Origin of the sequence: Serratia sp. B501 (assembly GCF_051172315.1) — a bacterium.
GTDB classification, from domain to species: Bacteria; Pseudomonadota; Gammaproteobacteria; order Enterobacterales; family Enterobacteriaceae; genus Serratia; species Serratia ureilytica.
In genome coordinates this window covers 1-1,723 of sequence record NZ_JBPIZB010000019.1, presented here as the reverse complement: position 1 = coordinate 1,723, position 1,723 = coordinate 1, and the positions used below count along the sequence as shown (strand labels likewise).

Sequence of the window (1,723 nt, the reverse complement as noted above, 5' to 3'; positions counted from 1 at the left end):
CACTGCTCTTTAACAATTTATCAGACAATCTGTGTGGGCACTCCACAAGACGATATCCAGCATCTTCGGATGCAAAAAAATATCAAGTCTTGAAGAGTGACTAACTGAAGTAAAATTCATGCAGTAAATCTTTGAGCATCGCTTCTCGAGTGGAAGCAAATCAAGCTTTTAATTGAAGAGTTTGATCATGGCTCAGATTGAACGCTGGCGGCAGGCTTAACACATGCAAGTCGAGCGGTAGCACAGGGGAGCTTGCTCCCCGGGTGACGAGCGGCGGACGGGTGAGTAATGTCTGGGAAACTGCCTGATGGAGGGGGATAACTACTGGAAACGGTAGCTAATACCGCATAACGTCGCAAGACCAAAGAGGGGGACCTTCGGGCCTCTTGCCATCAGATGTGCCCAGATGGGATTAGCTAGTAGGTGGGGTAATGGCTCACCTAGGCGACGATCCCTAGCTGGTCTGAGAGGATGACCAGCCACACTGGAACTGAGACACGGTCCAGACTCCTACGGGAGGCAGCAGTGGGGAATATTGCACAATGGGCGCAAGCCTGATGCAGCCATGCCGCGTGTGTGAAGAAGGCCTTCGGGTTGTAAAGCACTTTCAGCGAGGAGGAAGGTGGTGAGCTTAATACGCTCATCAATTGACGTTACTCGCAGAAGAAGCACCGGCTAACTCCGTGCCAGCAGCCGCGGTAATACGGAGGGTGCAAGCGTTAATCGGAATTACTGGGCGTAAAGCGCACGCAGGCGGTTTGTTAAGTCAGATGTGAAATCCCCGGGCTCAACCTGGGAACTGCATTTGAAACTGGCAAGCTAGAGTCTCGTAGAGGGGGGTAGAATTCCAGGTGTAGCGGTGAAATGCGTAGAGATCTGGAGGAATACCGGTGGCGAAGGCGGCCCCCTGGACGAAGACTGACGCTCAGGTGCGAAAGCGTGGGGAGCAAACAGGATTAGATACCCTGGTAGTCCACGCTGTAAACGATGTCGATTTGGAGGTTGTGCCCTTGAGGCGTGGCTTCCGGAGCTAACGCGTTAAATCGACCGCCTGGGGAGTACGGCCGCAAGGTTAAAACTCAAATGAATTGACGGGGGCCCGCACAAGCGGTGGAGCATGTGGTTTAATTCGATGCAACGCGAAGAACCTTACCTACTCTTGACATCCAGAGAACTTAGCAGAGATGCTTTGGTGCCTTCGGGAACTCTGAGACAGGTGCTGCATGGCTGTCGTCAGCTCGTGTTGTGAAATGTTGGGTTAAGTCCCGCAACGAGCGCAACCCTTATCCTTTGTTGCCAGCGGTTCGGCCGGGAACTCAAAGGAGACTGCCAGTGATAAACTGGAGGAAGGTGGGGATGACGTCAAGTCATCATGGCCCTTACGAGTAGGGCTACACACGTGCTACAATGGCATATACAAAGAGAAGCGACCTCGCGAGAGCAAGCGGACCTCATAAAGTATGTCGTAGTCCGGATTGGAGTCTGCAACTCGACTCCATGAAGTCGGAATCGCTAGTAATCGTAGATCAGAATGCTACGGTGAATACGTTCCCGGGCCTTGTACACACCGCCCGTCACACCATGGGAGTGGGTTGCAAAAGAAGTAGGTAGCTTAACCTTCGGGAGGGCGCTTACCACTTTGTGATTCATGACTGGGGTGAAGTCGTAACAAGGTAACCGTAGGGGAACCTGCGGTTGGATCACCTCCTTACCTAAAGATATT

At 52.4% G+C, this 1,723-nt stretch carries 1 rRNA gene; it reads left to right on the top strand.

The annotated features are described in order from the left end of the window. The first annotated feature begins 169 nt into the window (after window positions 1-169). Window positions 170-1,711, top strand: a 16S ribosomal RNA gene (locus ACSBQV_RS24185). Window positions 1,712-1,723 lie beyond the last annotated feature (12 nt).